The organism is Micromonospora sp. AP08 (genome assembly GCF_008085935.1).
GTDB classification, from domain to species: domain Bacteria; phylum Actinomycetota; class Actinomycetes; order Mycobacteriales; family Micromonosporaceae; genus Micromonospora; species Micromonospora chersina.
Genome location: NZ_VSEZ01000024.1, coordinates 1 through 18,382, shown reverse-complemented (window position 1 = coordinate 18,382; position 18,382 = coordinate 1). Strand labels below are relative to the sequence as shown.

The window sequence follows — 18,382 nt, the reverse complement described above, 5'->3', positions numbered from 1 at the left end:
GCGGCCCGCCCGGGACGCGACGCGGGGGCCGACGGACGGCTCGGGGTCACTGGAGGTAGCGCTCGACCTCGGGCACCGGGCGCTGGCCCTGGGCATCCGGGTCGCCGTGCGCCTGGCGGGCCGCCCGGCGGCGGCGGAGCAGGTCCCAGCACTGGTCGAGGGACTCCTCCAGGGCCCGTAGCCGCTCCTTGGCCTCGTCGTCGGTGCCGGCCTCGTGCTCCTGCGCGGCCGCGCGCAGCCGGTGCTCCTCGTCGACGAGTTCGGAGATCCGGCTCAGGATGGTCTTGTCGTCCATGCCCGAAGCTTGGCACAGCGGACGCCGTCGCGCCCGCGCCTCCGGTCGGCCACGCGGCGATATGATTCCGGATCCCTGAGTCGGCCTCAGGTATCTGGGGGTGAACGGCATGCTCGAGTCCCGTGAGTGGCGTCAGCCGGGCCGCCCGGCGACCCAGCGGGCGTTCGACGTCCGGGACGCGCCCCGCACCGTGCCGTGCGCGCCGATGATCGGCTGCTGAGCCGTGCTGCCGGTCCAGGTCCTCGACACCCGGGTGCTGCCACCGGCGGACCGGTACGACCTGTGGCTGGAGATCGTCGCGAGTTCGGCGCCCGCGCTCATCTCCAGCCCGCACGCGGCCAGGTTCGACGCTCACGCGCGTTCGATCGAACTTAACGGCCTTCGCGTCACCGACTTCACCTATCCCTCGCTGACCATGACGCGGACGCCCAAGCTCATCCGCCAGGTCGATCCGGAGATGTATCAGCTGGCGCTGACCCGTGTCGGCAACGGCACGGTGAGCCAGCAGCGCCGGGAGGCGCCGGTGCGCCCCAGCGAGTTCACCCTGCTGGACAATTCGCGCCCGTTCGTGGCCCGCCACGACGCCCCGCCCGGCGAGCTGCTCAACACCGTGACGGTGAACATCCCGCACGCGGCGCTGCCCGTGCCGCCCGCCAAGGTGGCCGCCCTGCTGGGCACGAGCATGTGCGGCTCGACCGGAGTGGGCGGGCTCCTGGCGCCGTTCCTCCGTCGGATCGCCGCCCACCCGGAGCAGTTCACCGACGCCGACGCGAGCCACCTCGGCAGCATCACCGTCGACCTGGTGTCGGCGATGCTGCTGCAGCAGATCGGTGCGGAGAGTGCCCTGCCGCCCGACACGCGGCACCATGCGCTCCGGCGCCGCGTCGACGCGTACATCGCCGACAACCTGCACGATCCGGAACTCGGCCCGCGAAGCATCGCCGCCGCGCACCACATCTCGCTGCGTACCCTTCACCGCCTGTTCGCCGGCGAGGACGCGACCGCGGCGGAGCTGGTCCGGCGACGCCGGTTGGAGCGGTGCCGGAGCGACCTGGCCGACCCTCGGATGCGTACCCGTCCGGTCCAGGCGATCGGCGCGCGCTGGGGGTTCCCGGACAAGACCCACTTCAGCCGGCTGTTCCGCGCGGCGTACGGCCTGTCGCCGCGGGCGTACCGCGAGCAGAACGCCGACCACCCGTCGTCCTGAGCGGGTGATCGGCCCGTCCCGCCACACAGGACCGTGGGCCGGTGGGATGAGGAAGTCGATCTGGAGTTGCTTCTCGACACGTGGAATGATCAAACCGGCGACTGTTGCCGAGACCTCTTGAGCGCTGTGGCGCGCAGCTCGGGATGCACGACGATCGAGGAGGCGCTCATGGCCGAGGCGAGTCCCGGTAGGGCCCGGCAGGTGCCCTTGCGCCACGCGCTGCCGCGTCTGGCCCGTGATCCCCTGGGTGCCCTGGTGCGCTACGCGAACGAGGGCGACGGCGAGATCGTGCAGCTGAACCTCGGCACGTTCCGGCCGTACCTGGTCACCCACCCGGAGCACCTGCAGCAGATCCTCCGCGACCGCACCACCTACATCCGCGACGGCAACAGCATGCTCTGGCGGTCCGTGCGACGAGCGGTGGGCGACGCGATCCTCGTCACCGAGGGAGCGCAGTGGGAGTCCAGCCGCGACACCCTGCAGCCGCTGTTCACCGCCAAGCGCGCCGAGACGCTGGTCGACCGGATGGCGGTGGCGATCGCCGAAGCCGTGGACGCGCTCGACGTGCCGGCCCGGGCCGGGCAGGCCGTCGACCCGATGACGCTGATGTCGCAGATCGTGTGCCAGGCCACCACCCGGGTGCTCTTCGGCCGGAAGATTCCGCTCTCCGACGCGCTGCAGATCTACGCGCACCTGGGCACGATCACCCGGACGATGGTCCCGAGGCTGCTCGCCCCGGGCATGCCCTACTGGGTCCCGCTGCCGGGCGACCGCGCGTTCCGAGCCGCCGTGCAGGGCATCGGCGCGCTGGTCCTGCCGATCATCCGCAGGGAGCGCGCGAACCCGGGCGACGGCGACGACATCATCGCGACCCTCTGTCGCCCCAGGGCCGACGGGTCACAGGCCAGCGAGGAGTCGGTCCGCAGCGATCTGGTCGCCATGTTCTCCACGGCCACCGAGACCACGATCGGCGTCCTGTCCTGGCTGTGGCCGGTCCTGGAGAAGCATCCCGACGTGGCCGAACGGCTCTACGCCGAGGTCGACGAGGTCGTCGGCGTCCGCGGGACGGTGCAGCGCGCCCACATCCCGCAGCTGCGCTACAGCCGGATGGTCCTGGACGAGATGCTGCGGCTCTGGCCCGCCGGCTGGACCATCCCGCGCACCGCGGTGGGGGAGCAGGTGCTGGGCGGTGTCCGGATCGAGTCCGGAGCGACCATTCTGGTCAGTCCCTTCGCGACGCAGCGGATGGCGGCGTTCTGGGAGCGTCCCGAGGTCTTCGACCCGCAGCGGTTCGCCCCGGACCGGCCGAAGCGCCAGTACCGCTACAGCTACTTCCCGTTCGGCGGTGGCCCGCACCAGTGCATCGGGCAATACCTGTTCCTGCTCGAAGCGCCCATCATCATGGCCACGTTGCTGAGTCGGTTCCGTTTCCGGCTGGGTCAGCCGGCCGACCTCACGCCGCGGATCGGCGCGTCGCTGCGGCCCCGGTCGAGCACGATCACGCTGCTGCGCCGCGACAGCGTCCCGGCCTCGTGACCCCCACCTCCCACGTCCGGTTCGGCGCAGGTGACCAGCTCGCCGTGGTGGAGCAGGCACGGATCTGCGCGTTGGCCGTCGCCGTCGAACGCGATCTGCACACGGTGGTGGCCGACCACCAGGACCTGTTCGCCGGCCGACCCTTCGACCCGGCGCTCGTCAGCAGCATCGCGATGTCCGTGGCCTTCACCGCGCCGGAATACACCGCCGAGCAGCTCCGCGTGACGGCTCGTACCGTGCTGTGGGTGTTCGCGGCCGACTGGCAGATCGACTATCTGGCCCGGACGGCGGACGACGTGCGGGAGGTGACCGCCGCCTGCCTGGCGGCCGCCGACGCCGGTCCGTCGTCCGCGCGGCATCCGCTGGCCCGGCTGCTGGGCGGCATCCGTGACGAGCTGTCCGCGACCCCGGCGTTCGCCGTCGTGGAACCGGTCTGGCGGGACGAGCTCGGGCGGACGTTCGCGGCGATGTCGCGGGAGTGGCGGTGGAAGACGACGCGCGGCACCGGGCCGGGTGGCCCCACGCTCGACGACTACCTGGACATCGCCGACAACACGGCCGCCGTGCTGGTCAGCGTGACGCACTGGGCCTCCGTCGGGGACCAGGACTGCCTGGACCATCTCGACGCGCTGCGGGTCGCCGGCCGCGCGACGCAACGGGCGATCCGGCTGATCAACGACCTGGCCACCTACCGGCGCGATCTCCAGTGGGGTGACCTGAACGCGCTCATGCTCGCTGACGCCGCCGATGTCACGGCCCGGCTCGCCATGATCGTCGACGAGAGCCGCGAACTGCTCCGGCCCCTGGAGCGATCCTGCCCCCGGCAGGCCGCGTTCCTGAGCCGCCAGATCGCGTTCACCAGCGGGTTCTACCGGGTGTCGGACTTCTGGGGCAGCCTGTGAGCAGCGAGTTGGCCGCCGTCCTCGCTGACGCCGTCGACATCGACGCCGCAGCGCGCGACCTGATCAGCAGTCTGGGTGAGCGGCCGTGGGGTCAGGTCGGCCCCTCGGTGTACGAGACGGCGCGGCTCGTCTCGCTGGCGCCGTGGCTCGCCGGGCACGCCGAACGCGTCGCGTTCCTGCTGCACAGCCAGCGTGCGGACGGCGGGTGGGGCCCGCCGGACGGCTACGCGCTGGTCCCCACCCTGAGCGCGACCGAGGCGCTGCTCGCCGTCGTCCGGGCCGGCGGCTCCGGAGCGGCACCGGTCGTCGCGGGTCCGGCCGCGGCGGCCGCCGGCGGCCTCCGCGCGCTCGCCGGCTGGCTGCCGGCGGCGGATCTGCTGCTGCCGGACACGCCGGGAGTGGACGTCATCGTGCCGTCGCTGGTCGCGGCGATCAACGACCACCTGGCCGAGGCGGACGCCACGGCGGCGCCCGCGCTCGCCTCCTGGCGGGGGGTGCGGCTCGACCTGCCGGCGGGCCTGACCGACGAGCGTCTCGTGCGCGTACGGCACGCCCTGGCCACCGGGCGGGAACTGCCGGCCAAGCTGCTGCACTTCCTCGAGGTGCTGGGCCCGGGCGCCCGCCGCGCGGCGGGCATCCGCCCGGTCCTCCCCGGCACGGTGGGCGCGTCACCCGCGGCGACGGTCGCCTGGCTCGGCGGTCCACCGGCGGCCGGTGACCCGGCCCGGGCCCACCTGGAGAACGTGGCGCGTGGCGGACCCGTCCCCTGCCCGCTTCCGATCACCGTCTTCGAGCAGGCGTGGGTGGTGAGCGAACTGACCCGCGCGGGCGCCCGGTTCGTGGCGCCGACCGCGATTCTGGAGTCCCTGACCGCCGCGCTCGGCCCGGTCGGCACCCCCACCGGGCCCGGTCTTCCCGCGGACGCCGACACGACCGCGGTCGCCCTGTACGCGCTCGGGACGCTCGGCCGGCCGGCGGACCCGCGAGGGCTGTGGACGTACGAGACGGCCGACGGCTTCTGCACGTGGCCGGGGGAGGACGGCTTCTCGATCACCACCAACGCGCACGTCCTGGACGCCTTCGGCCACCACGTGCGCGGCACCCGGGCCGCCCCGCGCTACGTGGCGACGGTGGACCGGCTCACGGCCGTCCTGCGGGAGCACCAACAGCCCGACGGGCAGTGGCGCGACCGGTGGCACGCCTCGCCGTACTACGCCACCGCGAGCTGCGCGCGGGCCCTGCGGGACCACGGTCGGGGGACGTCGGTGGCCGAGGCGGTGGCAAAGGCCGTCGACTGGGTCCTGGACACCCAACGACCCGACGGATCGTGGGGGCGGTGGGACGGCACCGTCGAGGAGAGCGCGTACGCGCTGCTCACCCTTCTGGCCGCGCACCCGACCGCGCGGATCGACGCGGCGGTGCGGCGCGGCTACGCGTACCTGCGGAGCGCGGTCGGTCGCCGCCCCGACCCTCCCCTCTGGTACGGCAAGGAGCTCTACCACCCGGTGGCGGTCGTCCGCGCCGCGGTGCTCGCCGCGTTCCGCCTCGCGCGGCACCGGCAGGACCGCGCGACGGCGGAAGGTGGAGCGATCCTGCCGATACCCCCGCAACGGGTCGGGAAGCCGTGATCAGGGCCGCTTGAGGGACGTCTCGGACGCTGCTAGCGTGCCCCGCAGTCGCGTGACCCACACCCGCCATATCCACCGACCACAATCCGCCCGCCGCGCCAGGCCGATGCCGCCACAGCTGACTGGGGACCGTGTAATGCGTTCTCGCACCAATGTGCGTACCAAGGTCGTCGCGATGCTGGCGTCGCTGACCGCCCTGTGGGCGTTCGCGGCGTGGGTGACGCTCCGCGACGGTCTGGACCTCCTGTGGGCCAACACGCTGAACAGCACGGTCTACGAGCCGAGCGCCCCGTTGCTGACGGCGCTGCAGCAGGAGCGCCGACTGACCCTGGCCTACCTGGGTGGGCCGGGGGACAGTGCCGAGGTACGGACGGCGCTCGACACCCAACGCCGGGAGACCGAGCAGCGCGCGGCGACGTTCAAGGAGTCCTCGCAGAGCCGGCAGGCCGGGTTCGCCGGCAGTGAGAAGTTGAGCCAACGACTCGACGCGACCTACGCCACGTTGGACGGTCTCCGCGCCACCCGGGAGTCGGTGGACGCGCGCACGATCGACCGGACCAGCGCCGGGCGCGAGTTCGGCAAGGCGATCGACAACATCTTCGACATCTACGCCGCCACGGCGAGTCTCGACGACAAGGAACTCGCCGGCTACGCGGCGGCGCTCATCCAGCTCAACCGGATGTCCGAGCTGATCTCCCAGGAGGACGCCCTGATGAGCGGCATCCTCGCCAGCGGTCGCATCACCGAAGCCGAGCGGGCGGAGTTCACGCGACTGGTCGGCGCCCAGCGGTTCGCCGGGACGGACGCCTCGGGAAAGCTGTCGTCCGACGACCGTGGCCGCTACGACCGGCTGCTCGCCGGCGACGCGTTCAGCCGCCTCCGGGCCGTCGAGGACCAGGTCGTCGCCCGTGCCGACGGTTCCACCAGGGTTCCGGTGGCCGCGGCCCAGTGGCGCAGCGCGGTGGACAGCGCCCGGTCGGAACTGCGGGACGTGGTCGACGTCGGTGGTGACGGGATCGTCAGCGGCGCCACCAGCGTGGCCGTAGGGGTCATCATCCGGCTGCTTCTGGCGGCGGGCCTGGGCACCGTGGCGGTTGTCGCGTCGATCGTCCTGGCGGTCACCACCGCCCGCGCACTGGTGCGTGAGCTGGAGCGGCTGCGGAAGGCGGCCCACGAGCTCGCCGACGAGCGACTGCCCGGCGTGGTGCGGCGCCTCGGCCGGGGCGAGACCGTCGACGTCGCGGCCGAGGCGCCGCCCCTGGCCTTCGGCAGCGACGAGATCGGACAGGTCGGTGACGCCTTCAACCGCGTCCAGGAGACCGCCATCCGCACCGCCGTCGAGCAGGCCGAGCTGCGCCGCAACGTCCGCGAGGTCTTCCTCAGCCTGGCCCGGCGCACCCAGGCGCTGGTGCACCGCCAGCTCACCCTGCTCGACGCCATGGAACGCCGGGAGCACGACGCCGAGGAGCTGGAGGACCTCTTCCGCGTCGACCACCTGGCCACCCGGATGCGGCGCAACGCGGAGAACCTGATCGTCCTCTCCGGCTCGACGCCGGGCCGGGCCTGGCGGCGCAACGTGCCGATGGTCGACGTGGTGCGCGGCGCGGTCGCCGAGGTCGAGGACTACACCCGGGTGACCGTACGGCCGCTCGGCCCGGTCTCGCTGACCGGCCGGGCCGTCGGTGACGTCATCCACCTGCTGGCCGAGCTGATCGAGAACGGCCTCTCCTTCTCGCCGCCGCACACCACGGTCGAGGTGCGCGGCCAGATGGTGGCCAACGGCTTCGCCATCGAGATCGAGGACCGCGGCCTCGGCATGGGCGCCGAGGAGTTGGCCGCCGCGAACCGTCGCATCGTGGACCGGTCGGAGCTGAACCTGGCCAACGCCGCCCGGCTCGGCCTGTTCGTGGTCAGCCGGCTCACCGAGCGGCACGGCGTGAAGGTGCAGCTCAAGGAATCGGCGTACGGCGGGACGACGGCGGTGGTGCTGATCCCGCTGGAGCTGGTCACCCAGGACGAGCCGGACGCGAGCACCTCCGGCAGCTTCCCGGTCGGCACCGGGCAGCCCGCCCCCGGCGGACCGGAGGGCGAGGCGGCCCGGCCCGCGGGCGACCGGCCGGCCGCCCCCGTGGCGGTGGCCGAGAGCACCGGCACGGTGGAGGCCGCCGAGGACGGCGCGGACCAGCCCGCCCCGGCGTCGGAGGCCGAACCGGCCGAGCCCCGGCGCAGCACCCCGTCGGGGCTGCCCGCGCGTACCCGGAAGCGGCAGCCGGCGCCCGCGGAGGCCGCGGTGGGCCTGGCGGTGGACGCCGCGCCCGCCGAGCCGCGGCCGGCCGACGCGGCGTCGCCGCGGACCGACGGCGGTCTCCCGGTCCGGGTCCGTCAGGCGAGCCTGGCGCCGGAGCTGCGGCACGAGCCGTCCACTTCGGAAGACGACGGGGACGACGACGCGGTGCGCCCGCCGGAGCAGGTGCGCCGCATGATGAGCTCCTACCAGAGCGGCACCCGACGCGGCCGGACCGACGCGGCCCGGCTGCTCGGCGGGGCGCACGAGGCCGGCACGCCGGACACCGGCGACGGTCAGGCGACCTAGGGACCGCCGATCCGCGGTCCCGGACGAGCACGGCACACCAGCCGGGGGAGAAGAGGACGACGAGTGGCGCAGAAGACGGCTTCGAGCGCGGACCTGACGTGGTTGCTGGACGACCTGGTCGGCCGGGTCAAGCAGGCGGACCACGCCGTGGCGCTCTCCACCGACGGACTGCTGATGGCCTCGTCGCGCGGGTTGAGCCGGGACGACGGCGAGCACCTGGCGGCCATGGCGGCGGGCATCCAGAGCCTGGCGCGGGGCGCGGGCAAGCGGTTCGGCGGTGGTCAGGTGCAGCAGACCATCATCGAGATGCAGTCGTCGTTCCTGTTCGTGACGGCGGCCGGCCGCAACGCCTGCCTGGCCGTGCTGGCGTCCGAGGACGCCGATGTCGGCCTGATCGCCTACGAGATGGCCATGCTGGTCACCCGGGTCGGCCGGTTCGTCGCCTCACCGACACGGGAACAGCCCCTCGGCGAGAATCCGGCGCGATGACCGGCCCGGGGGAGACCGCGGAGCACGAGTGGGTGGACGACCACGCCGGTCCGGTGGTGCGCCCCTACGCGGTGACCGGTGGCCGGGCCCGCCCGGTGACCGGCACGTTCGACCTGATCTCCCTGGTCACGGCGACCCAGGCCGAGGTGGGGTCGGAGTCCGGGCTCGGCCCGGAGCACGTGGCGATCGTCGGCCTCTGCCAGCGGATCCAGTCCGTGGCCGAGATCGCCGCCCATCTCGACCTTCCGGTGGGCACCGTACGGGTCCTCCTGGGTGATCTGGCGGCCCGCAGCCTGGTGCAGGTCCGTGAGCCGCGCGCGACCCCCGCCGGCCTTCCCGACGACAGCGTTTTCGAGGCGGTTATCAATGGACTACGGGCGCTCTGAGCGGCCGGCGGGAGCTGCGCCGCTGCCCACCGCGATCAAGATCCTGATCGCCGGCGGTTTCGGCGTCGGCAAGACCACCCTGGTCGGCGCGGTCAGCGAGACCAAACCGCTGCGGACGGAGGAGGTGCTGACCGAGACCGGGATCGGCATCGACGACCTGTCCGGGGTCGAGGAGAAGACCACCACCACCGTGGCCATGGACTTCGGCCGGATCACCCTCAGCGACGACCTGGTGCTGTACCTGTTCGGCACCCCCGGGCAGGACCGGTTCTGGTTCGTCTGGGACGAGTTGGCGCTGGGTGCGATCGGGGCGGTGGTGCTGGCCGACACGCGGCGGCTGGCCGACTGCTTCCCCTCGATCGACTACTTCGAGGGGCGGGGGACGCCCTTCGTGGTGGCGGTCAACTGCTTCGAGGGCGCCAAGAAGTACCGGCTGGACGAGGTGCAGGGAGCGCTCGACCTCGACCCGGAGGTGCCGGTGGTGCTCTGCGACGCACGGAGCCGGGAGTCGGTCAAGGAAGTGCTGATCACGCTGCTGGAGTACGCCATGAAGCTGCGCGAGGAGCGGCGGCGCGCCGCCACCGACTGACGTCACGAGATCGGCGGGAGCTGTCCGGATCCGCTGGCGGATCGACAGCTCCCGCCGTCGTTCCGGGCGGCTGCCCCGGCGCCTGGCTGATCTCGATCACATCCTGAAGGAGGGCATGAACCCCTCCACCTTCAAGGTATACCGCAAGGGGGGTCTTGCGGCAAGACCCGGTTCGTGACGCAGAATCGCTGGCCGAGGCCAGTGCCCGCGCACATCGGGGGAGTCGCGACGTGCGACTTCAGATCGGATTTGATGAATTGAATTCTCAGGCCACCAGCGCGTTCGACCTTCCCGACCACCTGACCGCCAAGGCCGACCCGACCTTGATCGCCGGCGACGAGCGGCACTTCGCGGCCATCGCCGAAACCCTGGAGCAGTTGCGCGCCGACCTGTCCGACCGCCTCGACGCCGAGCGCCGGGCGCCCGGCGGCATCGGCCGGCGGGCGTCGGACCGGGACATGGAGATCCGCCGGCTGACCGGTCGCCTGCGCGCCCTGCGCCGCTTCGGGATGGACCTGTGCCTCGGGCGCATGGTCGGTGCCGACAACCCCGAGCCCGTGTACGTCGGGCGGCACGGCCTCACGGACAGCACGGGTCGCCGGCTGCTGGTCGACTGGCGTTCCCCCGCGGCCGAGCCGTTCTTCGGCGCCACCCACGCCAACCCCATGGGCCTGGCCAGCCGGCGCCGGTACCGCTGGACCCGGGGCCGCGTCATCGACTACTGGGACGAGGTGTTCACCCCCGACGGCCTGGAGGGGCACGCCGCCCTCGACGACCAGTCCGCCTTCATCGCCAGCCTGGGCGGCAGTCGGTCGAACCGGATGCGGGACGTGCTCGGCACCATCCAGGCCGACCAGGACGCCATCATCCGGGCCGGCTCCCGGGGCGCTCTCGTGGTCGACGGCGGCCCGGGCACCGGGAAGACCGTCGTCGCCCTGCACCGCACCGCCTACCTGCTCTACTCCGACCCGCGCCTCGGTCACCGCCAGGGCGGTGTGCTGTTCGTCGGCCCGCACCAGCCCTACCTGGCCTACGTCGCAGACGTCCTGCCCAGCCTCGGTGAGGAGGAGGTGCAGACCTGCACCCTGCGGGACCTCGTCCCCGAGGGCGCCGCGGCGGGCGTGGAGACCGACCCGGAGGTGGCGCGCCTGAAGTCGTCCGCGGACCTGGTGGGGGCCATCGAGGAGGCCGTCCGGTTCTACGAGGAGCCGCCGGCCAAGGACACGACCGTCACGGCCGGCGACACCGACCTCCGGCTGAGCGCCGACGACTGGGCCGAGGCGTTCGCGGCGCCGGGACCGGGCACCCCGCACAACGAGGCGCGCGACGAGATCTGGGCGGAACTGCTCACGATCCTGCTGGAGCGCTACGACGGCGACGAGCCGGAGGACCTGGTCCGCCGGTCCCTGGAGCAGAACCGGGAACTGCGGACGACCCTCCACCGCGCCTGGCCCCTGCTCGAAGCGACCGACGTGGTCGCGGACCTGTGGTCGGTGCCCGCGTACCTGAGGAGGTGCGCTCCCTGGCTCGGCCCCGACGAGATCCGCACGCTCCAGCGCGACGACCCGCGGGCCTGGACCGTGGCCGACCTGCCGCTGCTGGACGCCGCACGGCAGCGGCTCGGCGACCCGGAGACGTCACGACGCAACCGCCGGCACGAAGCCACCGTCGCCACCGAACGCGCGCGGATGGCCACGGTCGTCGACGACCTCATCGCGGCCTCCGTCTACGACGACGGTGAGGGCCTGCTGACCATGCTGCACCAGCAGGACCTGCGGGACGCCCTGGTAGACGAGGCCGCACTGCCCAGCGCCGACCCGGACCAACTCGCCGGCCCGTTCGCGCACATCGTCGTGGACGAGGCCCAGGAACTGACCGACGCGGAGTGGCAGATGCTCCTGCTCCGCTGCCCGTCCCGGAGCTTCACCATCGTCGGTGACCGCGCCCAGGCCCGGCACGGCTTCACCGAGTCGTGGCGGGAACGGCTGGAGCGGATCGGGCTCGACCGGATCGACCTGGCCTCCCTGACCGTCAACTACCGGACGCCGAAGGAGGTCATGGCGGAAGCCGAGCCGGTCATCCGGGCCGTGCTGCCGGACGCCAACGTGCCGACCTCCATCCGCGGCGGCGACGTCCCCGTCGTGCACGGGTCGGTCGCCGAACTGGGGTCGATCCTCGACACCTGGCTCGCCGCGCACGCCGAGGGAACGGCCTGCGTCATCGGCGACCCCACCTTCCCGGCGACGTCCCGGGTCCGGTCGCTGACCCCGGAGCTGGCCAAGGGGCTCGAATTCGACCTGGTCGTCCTCGTCGACCCCGAGGCGTTCGGCACCGGCATCGAGGGCGCGGTCGACCGCTACGTCGCGATGACCCGCGCGACCCGGCAACTCGTCATCCTCACGAGCGCCTGACGGCGCGGCCGTCCTCCCGGGAGAGGCACGGAAGCCCCCGGCATCTCCGCCGGGGGCTTTCGGGGTACGGGTCAGCCGCGCTTGGCCGTCTCGATGAACCGCATCCAGGCGGCCGGGTCGAAGGTGAGGACCGGCCCGGCCGGGTCCTTCGAGTCGCGTACGGCGACGACGCCCGCGAGATTGTCCGCGACCTCCACGCAGTCACCGCCGTTGCCGCCGCTCCTGGTGCTCTTGCGCCACCGCGCGCCGGTCAGGTCCATGCTGTCGCCGCTTCTCTCAGGAGATCCAGGGACCGCCCGCGGGGAAGAGCCTCGCCCCGGATGCGTTCCCACCGACGCTCAAGCGTAGCAATCTCGGAAGCCTGGTCGATGATCTGCGCGCGGGCCTGGCTGTCGACGAGGGCGACCCGCGTCCCGTCCGGCAGTTCCGCCAGCGTGAAGGGCCCGTCCAGCCCGGGATACGTCGACGTGTCGCGCGGAACGACGTGAAGTTGGACGTTGGGCAGCTCGGCGCAGGCCACGAGGTGGGACAGTTGCGCGGCCATGAGCTGCCGGTCGCCGGCGGCGGGGCGGCGGAGAACCTGCTCGTCGACCACCGCGACGAACAGCGGCCCCCGCTCCCGGGTCAGGATCGCCTGCCGGTCCAGCCGCGCCGCGACCAGATCGGCGACCTCGGCCGGCGTGAGCGGCTGGCCGATGAACGTGGCGCGGGCATACGCCTCGGTCTGGAGCAGCCCCGGCACCCACGCCAGTTGGAACGCGCGCAGCGCGACCGCCTCGCGCTCGATGTCGACCCACGGCCGGAACCACACGGGCTCGCGGCGCCTGACCACATCCGGCCAGAGTGCGTCGACAGGCCGGCCGAGCATGTTTGCGACGGTGGCGCGGTGTCTGCCCTGCGGGATGTGCCCCGGGTTTGCCCACCGGGCGACGGTCTTCGGATGCACCCCGAGGTGACCCGCCAGGCTCTCGGCCGTGTGGCCCGCCTCGGCCAGCGCGGCAACAAAGGCATGGTTCATCCCTGTTCCTCTCAGGAACAAAACAACCGTCCAAAGGAGATTAGACAACGCTGTGTGATTGTCCGACAACCCTCGGAAGGCTGCTGTGCAGGACGACGCCGAGAAGGGATGACCGATGCCCGAGGAGAAGCCGAAGCCGGCAGCGGAACCGAAGAAGGACCGGCCGCCGGCCCGCCTGGTCGTGCCCGGACCGATCGGGCCGCTCGTTCCTCCGTACCGTGGCCCCGGCCGGGTGACGAACGTCGTGCCCGCCACGCGCTGGCGGGCCCGGTGCGGCCGGCCCGTCGCGCACACCGCCCGCGGCCCGTCCTGGACGTGCGACGCCTGCGGTCGGGACTGGCCCTGCCCGGTGCTGCGCGCGACCCCCACGGACGCGGCCCGGCGCGCGACGCTGATCCCTGAGTACTCCCGGATCACCCGCCAGGCGATCCGCGACCTCCGCGGCCGGCCCGGGGGCCCGGACCCGGTGGCCATCGTGCGGCGCTTCCTCTGGTTCCTGCCGCTGACCGACGAGGAGGCCCGGGCGGTCGCGCTGAGACTGCGATGAGCAGCGATCGGCCGGGCGGAAGTTGGGGCGGTCGTTGCCCGGCCTCAACTGCGTGGTCGTGCCGGATCGGCAGCTCCCGGAGGCCAGCCTGAGCGACCCGCGCCGCGAGGTCGGTAGGCCCGCTCAACTTCCCCAACGCTTGCTTGATCGCCACCTCCCATACCGTCACGGCGCTGAGGTACACCTCGGGCTGGGTGTCGATCAGGTCCTTGAGGTCGGCCGAGAGGTTCGAATAATCGGTCAACCACCACAGCACCACGGGGGTGTCGAGCAGCAGGCTCATTCGTGCAGTCCGAAGTCAGCGGCGATCGACTCGTTGAGGTCGTCGGAGTCCCAGCCCTCGTGCAGGACGAGTTCGCCGCGAAGCGATCCGCGCCCCGTGCGAGCCGGGGGCCGGAGCGGAATCACCTTGGCGACCGGGGTGCCAGCACGGTTGATCACGATCACCTCGCCGTGCTCGACGCGCTCGATAATCCGGGAGAGGTTCGTCTTGGCATCGTGAATGTCGTATTGGCCTGCTGCTTCGGCGTCACGGTCCACATCCTTAGCTAACAGGTCAGCCCCCCTTCAGTCGCGGCCGGCGAGCGCCGGAGGCGGGAAACGCCGGAGGGCCCCTCCCCGCGAGCGCGGGAAGGGGCCCTCCGTCGGGTACGACGTCAGCTGGCGATCATGCGACGCAGCACGTACTGGAGGATGCCGCCGTGCCGGTAGTAGTCCGCCTCACCGGGGGTGTCGATGCGGACCACCGCGTCGAACTCCACGCCGGTGTCGGTGGTGACCTTCAGGGTGCGCGGGGTGTCGCCGTCGTTGAGCGCGGTGACGCCGCTGATCGAGAAGGTCTCCGTGCCGGTCAGGCCCAGCGACTCCGCGGTGGTGTCGACCGGGAACTGCAGCGGCAGGACGCCCATGCCGATCAGGTTCGAGCGGTGGATCCGCTCGTACGACTCGGCGATGACCGCCTTCACCCCGAGGAGCATGGTGCCCTTGGCCGCCCAGTCGCGGGACGAGCCGGAGCCGTACTCCTTGCCGGCCAGGATGACCAGCGGGACGCCCGCCTCCTGGTACGCCATGGAGGCGTCGTAGATCGAGGTCTGCTCGCCGGTCAGGTGGTTGACCGTGAAGCCGCCCTCGACACCCGGGACGAGCTGGTTGCGCAGCCGGATGTTGGCGAAGGTGCCCCGGATCATCACCTCGTGGTTGCCCCGGCGGGAGCCGTACGAGTTGAACTCGTGCCGCGCCACGCCGTGCTCGGCCAGGTACTTGCCGGCGGGGGAGTCCGCCTTGATCGAGCCGGCCGGGGAGATGTGGTCGGTGGTCACCGAGTCGCCCAGCTTGGCCAGCACCCGGGCGCCGGCGATGTCCTGCACCGGCTGCGGGTCGCGCGCCATGCCCTCGAAGTACGGGGGCTTGCGCACGTAGGTCGACTCGCCGGCCCAGGCGAAGGTGTCACCGGTCGGGGTCGGCAGCGACTGCCAGCGCTCGTCACCGGCGAACACGTCCGCGTACGCGGAGCTGAAGCCCGTGGCGCCGATCGCCGAGGCGATGACGTCCTGGATCTCGGCGCTGTTCGGCCAGATGTCCCGCAGGAACACCGGGTTGCCCTCGGCGTCCTCGCCGAGCGGCTCGTTGGCCAGGTCGATGTCCATGGTGCCGGCGAGCGCGTACGCCACCACCAGCGGCGGGGACGCCAGGTAGTTCATCTTGACGTCCGGGTTGATCCGGCCCTCGAAGTTGCGGTTGCCGGAGAGCACCGAGACGACGGCCAGGTCGCCGTCGTTGACCGCGGCGGAGACCTCCTCCGGCAGCGGGCCGGAGTTGCCGATGCAGGTGGTGCAGCCGTAGCCGACCAGGTTGAAGCCGAGCTTCTCCAGGTAGGGCGTGAGGCCGGCGCGGTCGTAGTAGTCCATGACGACCTTGGAGCCCGGCGCGAGGGTGGTCTTCACCCACGGCTTGCGGGACAGGCCCTTGTCCACGGCGTTCCGGGCCAGCAGCGCGGCACCGATCATGACCTGCGGGTTCGAGGTGTTGGTGCAGGAGGTGATCGCGGCGATCACCACGGCGCCGTGGTCCAGCTCGTACTCGACGCCGTCCGCGCCGGTCACCCGCACGGGGTTGGTGGCGCGGCCGCCGGCGCCGGCCGCCGCGGTCTCCAGGTCGCGCGGCTCGTCGGCCGGGTCGCTGAACTCGTTGGCCGGCGGGTCGCTGGCCGGGAAGGACTCGGCGCTGGCCTCGTCGGCCGGGCCGGCCGCCCCGCTGGGCAGCTTCTCCCGCGGCACGCTCGGCTTGAGGTCGCGCTCGCCGTCCACCTGGCCCTCGGCGACGTAGTTGGTCAGCGCGGAGCGGAAGAGCGTCTTGGCGCTGCCCAGCGGCACCCGGTCCTGCGGGCGCCGCGGGCCGGCCAGGGACGGCTCGATGGTGCTGAGGTCCAGCTCCAGCCGCTCCGAGTACTCCGGCTCGCGGGCCGGGTCGTGCCAGAGGCCCTGCTCCTTGGCGTACGCCTCGACCAGCGCGACCTGCTGCGGGTCGCGGCCGGTCAGCTCCAGGTAGCGGACGGTCTCGGCGTCGATCGGGAAGATCGCGACGGTGGAGCCGTACTCCGGGGACATGTTGCCGATGGTGGCCCGGTTGGCCAGCGGCACCGCGCTCACGCCCGGGCCGTAGAACTCGACGAACTTGCCGACCACGCCGTGCTTGCGCAGCATCTCGGTGATGGTGAGCACCAGGTCGGTGGCGGTGGTGCCGGCCGGCATCTCGCCGGAGAGCTTGAAGCCGACGACCCGCGGGATCAGCATGCTGACCGGCTGGCCGAGCATCGCGGCCTCAGCCTCGATGCCGCCGACGCCCCAGCCCAGCACGCCCAGGCCGTTGACCATGGTGGTGTGCGAGTCGGTGCCGACGACGGTGTCCGGGTACGCCTGGCCGTTGCGCTCCATGACCGTGCGGGCCAGGTACTCGATGTTGACCTGGTGCACGATGCCGGTGCCCGGCGGGACGACCTTGAACTCGTTGAACGCGGTCTGGCCCCAGCGCAGGAACTGGTAGCGCTCCTTGTTGCGCTCGTACTCCAGCTCGACGTTGCGCTCGAAGGCGTCCTCGCGACCGAACAGGTCGGCGATGACCGAGTGGTCGATGACCAGCTCGGCCGGGGCGAGGGGGTTCACCTTGGTGGCGTCGCCGCCGAGGTCGCGGACGGCCTCGCGCATGGTGGCCAGGTCGACGACGCAGGGCACGCCGGTGAAGTCCTGCATCAGCACCCGGGCCGGGGTGAACTGGATCTCCACGCTCGGGTCGGCGGTGGGGTCCCACGCGCCGAGCTGCTGGATGTGGTCGGCGGTGATGTTCGCGCCGTCCTCGGTCCGCAGCAGGTTCTCCAGCAGGATCTTCAAGCTGTAGGGCAGCCGGTCGTGGCCCTCCACCTTGTCGATCCTGAAAATCTCGTAGCTCGCGTCTCCGACGCGTAGCTGGGTCTTCGCACCGAAGGTGTCGAGGCTCGCCACGTCGTACTCCTTCACACCAGCGACCGTGAGTAGTCCTGAGCAGTTTGTCGCACCGGCCGGGGCGCCGCCGTGGTTAGGCAACACTTACCCGCGCGGTCTTCAACAAAACCGTACGTCCGTCTTGCTATTCGCGCAACCTCATGCCAGGGTTCGGGACGAGGAGGTGCCACCATGATCCATCACGTCCTGCTCGCCTGCCCGCGCGGCTCCGAGGAAACCTCGCGGGCGTTCTACGCCGGCCTGCTCGGCCTGGTCGAGAAGCCCAAACCACCGGCCCTCGCCGCCCGCGGTGGTTGCTGGTTCAGCGGGTACGGAGCGGAATTGCACCTCGGCGTCGAGGACGAATTCAGGCCCGCCCGCAAGGCGCACCCGGCCCTGCTCCGCCCCGACCTCGACCGGCTCGCCGCCCGGCTCGACGCCGCCGGGCACCCCGTGACCTGGGGCGACGACGAGGTCCCCGGCATGCGGCGGTTCCACACGTACGACCCGCACGGCAACCGTCTGGAGTTCCTCGCCCCCGTGTACTGAGCCTCCCCGGGTAGGGTTCGGGGGTGGTCGACGTGCAGCACTGGCTCTCCGCGCTGCCCCCGGGCGTGCTCTACCTGATCGTCGCCGGGGTCATCGGCGTGGAGAGCATGGGCATCCCGCTCCCCGGCGAGATCGTGCTGGTCAGCTCCGCCCTGCTCGCCGCCACCGGGGTGGTCGAGCCCGAGTGGGTGGCCACCGCGGCCGCCGCCGGCGCCATCATCGGCGACTCCGTCGGCTACGCCGTGGGCCGCCGCGGCGGCCGGCCGCTGCTCCAGCGACTGGGCCGGCGCTTCCCCAAGCACCTCGGCCCGGCGCAGCTCGCCCGCGCCGAACAGAGCTTCGCCCGACACGGTGTCTGGGCGGTCTTCTTCGGGCGGTTCGTCGCCCTGCTCCGCATCCTCGCCGGCCCCCTCGCTGGGGCGCTGCACGTGCCGTACCGCCGGTTCCTGGTCGCCAACGCGGCCGGCGGCCTGGTCTGGGCCTTCGGCACCACCTACCTGCTCTTCTCGGTGGGCCGCGCGGCCGAGCACTGGCTCAAGGACATCTCCTGGGCCGGGCTGGCCCTCGCGGTGGTCGCCGGCCTGGCCAGCACCTGGTGGCTGCGCCGCCGCGCCCGCCATCTGGAGTCGGCCGACGTGCCCGACGAGGCCGACGAGCGCGTGCCGGCCGGCGACCGCTAGACCGAGACGCCGAAAGGGCCCGACCCCGTGAGGGGTCGGGCCCTTTCGCGTGTTGCTCGGATCGTCAGGAAGCGGA

At 72.4% G+C, this 18,382-nt stretch carries 17 protein-coding genes and 1 pseudogene; 12 read left to right on the top strand and 6 right to left on the bottom strand.

The window, feature by feature from the left end; genetic code table 11:
- Positions 1 to 46 precede the first annotated feature (46 nt).
- Entirely contained in the window at positions 47 to 295 is a 249-nt protein-coding gene (locus FXF50_RS27170) for a DUF2630 family protein (protein ID WP_107079085.1), read from the bottom strand.
- A gap of 223 nt (positions 296 to 518) precedes the next feature.
- Between FXF50_RS27170 and FXF50_RS27165 the strand changes: the two genes are divergently transcribed.
- The 9 genes from FXF50_RS27165 to helR all read left to right on the top strand — a co-directional run bounded on the left by FXF50_RS27165 (position 519) and on the right by helR (position 12,036).
- Positions 519 to 1,502: a helix-turn-helix domain-containing protein gene (locus tag FXF50_RS27165; protein ID WP_148431774.1), complete on the top strand. Its 984-nt coding sequence runs from the start codon at positions 519 to 521 to the stop codon at positions 1,500 to 1,502.
- A 201-nt stretch (positions 1,503 to 1,703) separates the two neighbouring features.
- A complete protein-coding gene (locus FXF50_RS27160) occupies positions 1,704 to 3,038 on the top strand; it encodes a cytochrome P450 (RefSeq protein WP_370464164.1) in 1,335 nt (444 codons plus the stop codon).
- Positions 3,035 to 3,940, top strand: coding sequence for a terpene synthase (locus tag FXF50_RS27155; protein ID WP_148431772.1), 906 nt, complete (start codon positions 3,035 to 3,037; stop codon positions 3,938 to 3,940). Before FXF50_RS27160 ends, FXF50_RS27155 begins: the two co-directional genes overlap by 4 nt.
- Positions 3,937 to 5,568, top strand: coding sequence for a prenyltransferase/squalene oxidase repeat-containing protein (locus FXF50_RS30165; protein WP_305069339.1), 1,632 nt, complete (start codon positions 3,937 to 3,939; stop codon positions 5,566 to 5,568). The genes FXF50_RS27155 and FXF50_RS30165 overlap by 4 nt, the downstream gene beginning before the upstream one ends.
- 136 nt (positions 5,569 to 5,704) lie before the next feature.
- Positions 5,705 to 8,161: a nitrate- and nitrite sensing domain-containing protein gene (locus tag FXF50_RS27145; protein ID WP_148431771.1), complete on the top strand. Its 2,457-nt coding sequence runs from the start codon at positions 5,705 to 5,707 to the stop codon at positions 8,159 to 8,161.
- Positions 8,162 to 8,224: 63 nt separating this feature from the next.
- Positions 8,225 to 8,650 (top strand): roadblock/LC7 domain-containing protein, encoded by a 426-nt coding sequence (locus FXF50_RS27140; protein WP_148431770.1) that lies wholly within the window; start codon positions 8,225 to 8,227, stop codon positions 8,648 to 8,650.
- Complete coding sequence (locus FXF50_RS27135; protein WP_148431769.1) at positions 8,647 to 9,036, top strand: DUF742 domain-containing protein; 390 nt, start codon at positions 8,647 to 8,649, stop codon at positions 9,034 to 9,036. The genes FXF50_RS27140 and FXF50_RS27135 overlap by 4 nt, the downstream gene beginning before the upstream one ends.
- Positions 9,017 to 9,625, top strand: a complete 609-nt coding sequence (locus FXF50_RS27130; protein ID WP_148431768.1) for an ATP/GTP-binding protein — start codon at positions 9,017 to 9,019, stop codon at positions 9,623 to 9,625. Before FXF50_RS27135 ends, FXF50_RS27130 begins: the two co-directional genes overlap by 20 nt.
- Before the next feature lie 230 nt (positions 9,626 to 9,855).
- Positions 9,856 to 12,036, top strand: a complete 2,181-nt coding sequence (gene helR / locus FXF50_RS27125) for an RNA polymerase recycling motor ATPase HelR (protein ID WP_255510212.1) — start codon at positions 9,856 to 9,858, stop codon at positions 12,034 to 12,036.
- 71 nt (positions 12,037 to 12,107) lie between these two features.
- Here helR and FXF50_RS27120 read toward each other — a convergent pair whose 3' ends face one another.
- The gene (locus FXF50_RS27120; RefSeq protein WP_148431767.1) at positions 12,108 to 12,296 is read right to left on the bottom strand and encodes a DUF397 domain-containing protein; all 189 of its coding nucleotides are present in this window, start codon (positions 12,294 to 12,296) and stop codon (positions 12,108 to 12,110) included.
- A complete protein-coding gene (locus FXF50_RS27115) occupies positions 12,287 to 13,054 on the bottom strand; it encodes a DUF5753 domain-containing protein (RefSeq protein WP_148431813.1) in 768 nt (255 codons plus the stop codon). The genes FXF50_RS27120 and FXF50_RS27115 overlap by 10 nt, the downstream gene beginning before the upstream one ends.
- Positions 13,055 to 13,169: 115 nt before the next feature.
- On the opposite strand from FXF50_RS27115, the gene FXF50_RS27110 reads away from it, so the two are divergent.
- Positions 13,170 to 13,601, top strand: coding sequence for a hypothetical protein (locus FXF50_RS27110; RefSeq protein ID WP_255510211.1), 432 nt, complete (start codon positions 13,170 to 13,172; stop codon positions 13,599 to 13,601).
- A 31-nt stretch (positions 13,602 to 13,632) separates the two neighbouring features.
- Here FXF50_RS27110 and FXF50_RS30325 read toward each other — a convergent pair.
- The 3 genes and pseudogenes from FXF50_RS30325 to FXF50_RS27095 all read right to left on the bottom strand — a co-directional run.
- Positions 13,633 to 13,884: pseudogene (locus tag FXF50_RS30325) on the bottom strand (type II toxin-antitoxin system VapC family toxin); the annotation flags it as partial.
- The gene (locus FXF50_RS27100) at positions 13,881 to 14,141 is read right to left on the bottom strand and encodes a type II toxin-antitoxin system Phd/YefM family antitoxin (RefSeq protein WP_148431766.1); all 261 of its coding nucleotides are present in this window, start codon (positions 14,139 to 14,141) and stop codon (positions 13,881 to 13,883) included. The pseudogene FXF50_RS30325 and the gene FXF50_RS27100, both read right to left, overlap by 4 nt.
- A 116-nt stretch (positions 14,142 to 14,257) precedes the next feature.
- The gene (locus tag FXF50_RS27095) at positions 14,258 to 17,113 is read right to left on the bottom strand and encodes an aconitate hydratase (protein WP_148431765.1); all 2,856 of its coding nucleotides are present in this window, start codon (positions 17,111 to 17,113) and stop codon (positions 14,258 to 14,260) included.
- Between the two features lie 156 nt (positions 17,114 to 17,269).
- On the opposite strand from FXF50_RS27095, the gene FXF50_RS27090 reads away from it, so the two are divergent.
- A complete protein-coding gene (locus tag FXF50_RS27090) occupies positions 17,270 to 17,626 on the top strand; it encodes a VOC family protein (protein ID WP_148431764.1) in 357 nt (118 codons plus the stop codon).
- Between the two features lie 23 nt (positions 17,627 to 17,649).
- Positions 17,650 to 18,306, top strand: coding sequence for a DedA family protein (locus FXF50_RS27085; protein WP_148431763.1), 657 nt, complete (start codon positions 17,650 to 17,652; stop codon positions 18,304 to 18,306).
- Positions 18,307 to 18,382: the final 76 nt, after the last annotated feature.